5 protein-coding genes and 1 pseudogene are annotated in these 6506 nt (G+C 40.6%); all 6 read left to right on the top strand.

Translation table 11 applies throughout. The features are described from left to right. The first annotated feature begins 299 nt into the window (after positions 1 to 299). Positions 300 to 1586 (top strand): UDP-N-acetylglucosamine 1-carboxyvinyltransferase, encoded by a 1287-nt coding sequence (locus J416_RS13740; RefSeq protein ID WP_003473854.1) that lies wholly within the window; start codon positions 300 to 302, stop codon positions 1584 to 1586. A gap of 397 nt (positions 1587 to 1983) precedes the next feature. After that, positions 1984 to 3275: pseudogene (gene rho, locus J416_RS13735) on the top strand (transcription termination factor Rho). Positions 3276 to 3409: 134 nt separating this feature from the next. Continuing rightward, positions 3410 to 3655 (top strand): type B 50S ribosomal protein L31, encoded by a 246-nt coding sequence (locus tag J416_RS13730; protein WP_003473847.1) that lies wholly within the window; start codon positions 3410 to 3412, stop codon positions 3653 to 3655. Between the two features lie 230 nt (positions 3656 to 3885). After that, positions 3886 to 4458 carry a thymidine kinase gene (locus tag J416_RS13725; protein ID WP_003473845.1) on the top strand — a complete coding sequence of 191 codons (573 nt, stop codon included), beginning with the start codon at positions 3886 to 3888 and terminating at the stop codon, positions 4456 to 4458. Between the two features lie 110 nt (positions 4459 to 4568). Beyond that, positions 4569 to 5639 carry a peptide chain release factor 1 gene (gene prfA / locus J416_RS13720; protein ID WP_003473844.1) on the top strand — a complete coding sequence of 357 codons (1071 nt, stop codon included), beginning with the start codon at positions 4569 to 4571 and terminating at the stop codon, positions 5637 to 5639. A 1-nt stretch (position 5640) separates the two neighbouring features. Continuing rightward, positions 5641 to 6506: peptide chain release factor N(5)-glutamine methyltransferase (prmC, locus tag J416_RS13715; protein ID WP_040513680.1), on the top strand; the 866-nt coding region annotated here is incomplete at its 3' end.

Raw genomic sequence — 6506 nt, 5'->3', positions numbered from 1 at the left:
CAGATATGCGTCAAACAGAAAAAGCGCAACTCACTGTTTGCATCGAAAGCTATGTATCACGCAAATCGCTACCGTAAATCAAGCGGTTGGCAGCATAAAGCATGACGAGTGGCTTTTTCTATTTCATCGTTTTAAAAATAGGTAGAAATACGATATAATAGTCGTAATAATAGGAATTTTTTCGTGCATGAAATGATAAAAAATGGTATAAACTAAAAATAAATGTTATGTTCATACATATGAAGGTGTTACTTGGCGGTGTGTCATTCGATAGCAATCCGAAAGAGAGGAAGTTACACATGCAGAAGTTGCTTGTTGAAGGTGGGCACTTGTTAAATGGTGAAGTAAGAATCAGTGGGGCGAAAAATAGCGCCGTTGCTTTATTACCAGCTTCGATACTAGCTGATTCAAACGTCACCATTGAAGGCTTACCAGACATTTCAGACGTAGAAACGTTAAGTTGCTTACTAGAGGAAATTGGCGGAACGGTTGAACGAGAAGGGAATACTGTACATATAGATCCAGCAGAGATGACGGCAATGCCTCTGCCGAATGGACGAGTAAAAAAACTACGCGCTTCGTACTATTTTATGGGAGCGATGTTAGGTCGATTTAAAGAAGCAGTTATTGGTTTGCCAGGAGGCTGTTATTTAGGACCGAGGCCGATTGATCAGCATATCAAAGGCTTTGAAGCACTGGGAGCAACAGTGACAAATGAACAAGGTGCGGTATACTTAAGAGCGAATGAACTTAGAGGTGCGCGTATTTATTTAGATGTCGTCAGCGTTGGGGCGACGATTAATATTATGTTAGCAGCCGTTAAAGCAAAAGGAAAGACCGTTATCGAAAATGCTGCAAGAGAACCTGAAATCATTGATGTGGCCACGATCTTAACGAGTATGGGCGCCAAAATTAAAGGGGCAGGTACCGACGTTATTCGGATTGAAGGCGTGGACAAGCTAACAGGGTGCATGCACACCATTATTCCTGATCGAATTGAAGCGGGAACGTATACGATTATGGCAGCAGCCCAAGGGGAAAAAGTATTGATTGATAATGTGATCCCGCAACACTTAGAACCCCTTTTAGCTAAGTTAAGAGAAATGGGTGTTCACATTAAAGAAGGCGAGGAACAATTACTTGTACATCGCGGCGAAAAATTGAGCAGTGTCGATATTAAAACATTAGTTCACCCAGGCTTTCCGACTGATTTGCAACAACCTTTCACCGCGTTATTAACCCGGGCTCATGGGACAGGCGTTGTCACAGACACGATTTATCAAGCGCGTTTTAAACATATTGACGAATTGAGAAGAATGAATGCTCTCATTAAAGTAGAAGGTGGTTCAGCCATTGTCACAGGGCCTGTTCAACTAGAAGGTGCCACTGTAAAAGCCAGTGACTTACGAGCAGGCGCTTCATTAATTGTGGCAGGTTTAATGGCGGATGGTGTAACCGAAATTACCGGAATGGATCATATCGAGCGAGGGTATGCAAATATAGAAGAAAAACTGATCGACATGGGAGCGAATGTTTGGCGCGAAGATATGACGAAAGCTGAAATCGAGCAGTTTCAAAATTCTTAAAAAGTTATGAAAAGATGATGACCAATTGTAAAAACCACCCGAATGTGGCTAACACGAGCTTACATTCGGGTATTCAAAATGCCTCTTAAAATTTAAATTTTTTTCAAAAAGCAGTTGAATAATACTGACGAAAAAGGTACTATATATGAAGGATAGTCAATGAAAGCATTTCCTTGGCTTACCGAATACTGTTTCCCTTAATTCGTAACAGTACTTCTATTTTTACTCTTCTAAAGAGATGTCCATCTCTTATGCTCCATTACTAGAGTTCCTAATCCTTATATAAACATAATTTCATAGAAACCGAACGCATGGAAAGGTTATTCTTTTAATTACATGAACAATTTGAAGAAACAAAATGGAAGATAGAAAAAATATGAATAGGCGTGGTGATGTTGTGAGTGAGATTACAATTTCAGAACTAGAACACATGACACTAAAAGAACTTTACGCAAAAGCGAAAGAATTTAAAGTGTCTTATTACGCGAAATTAACGAAGAAAGAATTAGTATTTGCGATCCTAAAAGCACAAGCTGAAAAAAGCGGCTATTTATTTATGGATGGTATTTTAGAAATTATCCCTACAGAAGGGTTTGGTTTCCTGCGTCCGATTAATTACTCACCGAGTGCGGAAGATATTTATATATCGGCATCGCAAATTCGTCGGTTCGATTTACGAAACGGTGATAAGGTCTCTGGAAAGGTTCGTCCACCGAAAGAGAACGAACGATATTATGGCTTATTACATGTTGATGCGGTCAATGGTGAAGATCCAGAAGCTGCCAAAGAACGTGTCCATTTTCCTGCCTTAACACCATTATATCCAGATCGATTAATGAATTTAGAAACGAATACCAAAAGCATTTCAACGAGAATTATGGATTTATTGACGCCAGTAGGCTATGGCCAACGTGGTTTGCTCGTAGCGCCGCCGAAAGCTGGTAAAACGATGCTGTTAAAGCAAATTGCAAACAGTATTTCGAAAAATCATCCCGATTCAAAGCTCATTATATTGCTCGTTGATGAGCGTCCAGAAGAAGTAACGGATATCGAACGGTCAGTTGATGCGGATGTTGATGTCGTCAGTTCAACGTTTGATGAGTTGCCCGACAATCATATTAAGGTCGCGGAACTTGTTTTAGAAAGAGGCATGCGACTCGTGGAGCACAAGAGAGATGTCATCGTATTAATGGATAGTATCACACGCCTTGCACGTGCCTACAATTTAGTGATTCCGCCAAGCGGACGTACGCTGTCAGGTGGTATTGATCCAGCAGCCTTTCACCGTCCGAAACGTTTCTTCGGTGCAGCAAGAAATATCGAAGAAGGTGGCAGTTTTACCATTTTAGCAACGGCATTGATCGAGACGGGTTCACGTATGGACGATGTTATTTATGAAGAATTTAAAGGGACCGGTAATATGGAATTACATCTCGATCGTAATTTGGCCCAACGTCGTATATTCCCGGCAATGGATATTCTGCGATCCAGTACACGAAAAGAAGAGCTGCTTGTCTCTAAATCCCATCTAGAAAAAATGTGATGGTGCGAAAACATATGCAGGAGTCACCAGATTTTCTTGAACGATTCTTACGTAAACTACGAGGAACGAAAAATAACGAAGAATTTATTGACAACCTTGAAGATGAAATGAAACGAAAAGGCACATCAAAACGTTCATCCTCCTAACTCATGGCTTGATGAAAAATCCTCTTGCAATCGGTAAACGAGATTGGTATAATGCTTCTGTATGAGAAAATGCGGATGAACGCAGAAATTAACTCTGTTTCGACAAAGATTCAGGGCAAAAGGAGTGGACAGAAATGAAAAAAGATATTCATCCAGAATACCAAAAAGTTGTATTTCTTGATACGAGTTCAGACTACAAGTTTCTAGGTGGATCAACAACATCATCTGATGAAACGATTGAGTGGGAAGATGGCAACACATACCCATTGATCCGTGTAGAAATTAGCTCAGCTTCACACCCGTTCTATACTGGGAAGCAAAAAGCGGACAAAGTCGGTGGACGTATCGACCGCTTTAAGAAAAAATACAATCTTAAATAAGCAACTCGCAGTCGTATGCTTTGAACATAAAAGGATCACGATTCCGAAAGAAGCAGGCAATTCAATCATGTATTGCCTGTTTTCTTTTGTGAAAAGGATCAATGAAAAGTTGAGAATAAACATTCGAAAGTCGAGAATACATCGTGCAAAGTTGAGAAGAAACATCCAAAAGTCGAGAATAAATCTACAAAACTTGAGAATAACGCATCTAGCAATGAGGAGAGAAGCTTGTGGCACAGCTATATTTTAAATACGGAGCAATGAATAGTGGGAAATCGATTGAGATATTAAAAGTAGCTCATAATTATGAAGAGCAGAATAAACCGGTTCTTATTTTCACGTCAGGTCTAGATGATCGAGAAGAAGTCGGCTATGTTTCCAGTCGAATTGGGATAAAGCGTAAAGCACTCCCTATTTTTGCGCATACGAATCTGTACCAATCAGTAAAAAGTTATGAGCAAAAGCCATATTGTGTCCTCGTTGATGAAGCGCAATTTTTAGAAAAGACACATGTATTACAATTAACGCAAATTGTTGATGAATTCGATATCCCAGTGATGGGTTTTGGCCTAAAAAACGATTTTCAAAACGAACTATTTGAAGGTAGTAAATATTTTTTATTATATGCAGATAAAATTGAAGAGATGAAAACAATTTGTTGGTTTTGTGCGAAAAAAGCCATCATGAATTTACGCGTCGATGAACAAGGAAAACCGATCTATACAGGAGAACAAATTCATATCGGCGGTAACGACTCCTACTATCCTGTTTGTAGAAAATGTCATAACAACCCGCCATTATAGTATTTGACCAGTCAAGCTGAATGCGCACAATTTTGACGCATGTATGATACTATAATATAATGTAGCTATTGATTCGAACGCATAGGCTGAATCAGAAAGAGGTGGAACACGTGTTAGATAGACTTCAATCACTAGAAGCTCGTTATGATAAATTGAATGAATTGCTAAGTGATCCAGAAGTGATCGGTGATTCAAAGAAATTACGAGAATACTCAAAAGAACAATCTGACTTGGAAGAAGTCATTACAGCGTATCGAGAATATAAAGATATATCTTCACAGCTAGAAGATGCGAAAGTCATGCTTGAAGACGATCTTGATGAAGAAATGCGTGAAATGACCAAGGAAGAAATCTCAGAGCTCTCGGAAAAACAAGAAGAATTAGAAGAACGTCTCAAGATCTTATTATTACCGAAAGATAAGAACGATGATAAGAACGTCATCATGGAAATTCGCGGAGCAGCAGGTGGCGATGAAGCTGCTTTGTTTGCTGGCGACCTTTTCCGGATGTATTCACGTTATGCTGAATCCCAAGGCTGGAAAATCGATATTATGGACACGAACTCAACAGGCGTCGGCGGCTATAAAGAAATTGTGTTCATGATTAGTGGAACGGGTGCCTATTCGAAATTGAAATTTGAGAATGGCGCGCATCGTGTCCAGCGTGTACCTGAGACGGAATCAGGTGGTCGGATTCATACGTCTACTGCCACTGCGGTTGTCATGCCAGAAGCAGAGGAAGTCGAAGTCGATATTAATGAAAAAGATATACGTGTAGATACGTTTGCAGCAAGCGGTCCGGGTGGTCAAAGTGTCAATACAACCATGTCAGCCGTCCGTTTAACACATGAGCCAACAGGTGTAATCGTGTCTTGTCAGGATGAGAAATCGCAAATTAAAAACAAAGAAAAAGCGATGAAAGTATTGCGTGCGCGGATTTATGATATGTATCAGCAACAAGCGCAAGCAGAATATGACGAATCAAGAAAATCGGCCGTTGGTTCAGGGGATCGTTCGGAACGGATTCGCACATACAATTTTCCGCAAAACCGCGTCACCGACCACCGCATCGGCTTAACCATTCAAAAGCTTGATCAGATTTTAGAAGGAAAAATAGATGAAGTAATTGAAGCGTTAATTGTCGAAGAACAAGCAAAGAAAATGGAAGAAATCGGTGAATAATATGCGTGCACAAGTCGTAACCGTACAGGAAGCCTTACAGTGGGCTTCCTCTTTTTTAAACAAAGCCAATCGCGAAGAAAAAGTAGCAGAGATTCTCCTACTCCATGAATTGAATTTGTCGAAAGCACAGCTTCTCACACGTTTACGTGAAACCATCAATCCAGAAGTATGGCATACGTTTCAACAAAACATTAAAGAACATGCCCAAACGGGAAAACCGGTACAACATTTTACGGGACTTGAAGTATTCTATGATCGCTTATACCACGTCAATGAACATGTTTTAATTCCTCGACCGGAAACGGAAGAACTTGTTGATTATATTGTGAAGCACTGGCACGGGTCGAAGCAACATCAGCGGATCGTAGACGTAGGTACGGGTAGTGGTATCATTGCCATCACGTTAGCCAAGGAACGAGAAGATATAGAGGTCATAGCGACAGATATTTCCGAACAAGCGTTACAGGTGGCCCAAAAGAATGCCGATCGTCATCAAGCGGACGTTACATGGCAGGTGGGGAACTTCTTGCAACCACTTATCGAACGTGAGCAAACGGTCGATTTGATCGTATCCAATCCTCCTTATATTGATCGTAAGGAGATGAAACATTTGGCTGACACGGTGAAAGATTTCGATCCAGGACTAGCGCTTTTTGCTGAGAATCACGGGCTTAGCGCTTATGAAACCATTATCCAACAATCCAAACACGTCTTAGCGCCGAATGGAGACATCGTGTTTGAAATTGGTGATGAGCAAGCAGAAGCGGTAACAAAACTGATTAAAAAAGCCTACCCGAACCATACGGTAGAATGTCATCAAGATATGAACGGGCGCGATCGAATGCTTATCGCCAGACGATCAAAAAA

The sequence above is a fragment of the Gracilibacillus halophilus YIM-C55.5 genome (assembly GCF_000359605.1).
Taxonomy (GTDB): Bacteria; Bacillota; Bacilli; order Bacillales; family Amphibacillaceae; genus Gracilibacillus; species Gracilibacillus halophilus.
The sequence above is the reverse complement of the archived record's forward strand: the minus strand, read 5'-3'. Positions and strand labels throughout refer to the sequence as shown.

Coding starts and splice junctions, on each gene's coding strand:
- J416_RS13730 (WP_003473847.1), top strand. CDS start 3,410: ATGAAAAAAGATATTCATCCAGAATACCAAAAAGTTGTATTTCTTGAT.
- J416_RS13740 (WP_003473854.1), top strand. CDS start 300: ATGCAGAAGTTGCTTGTTGAAGGTGGGCACTTGTTAAATGGTGAAGTA.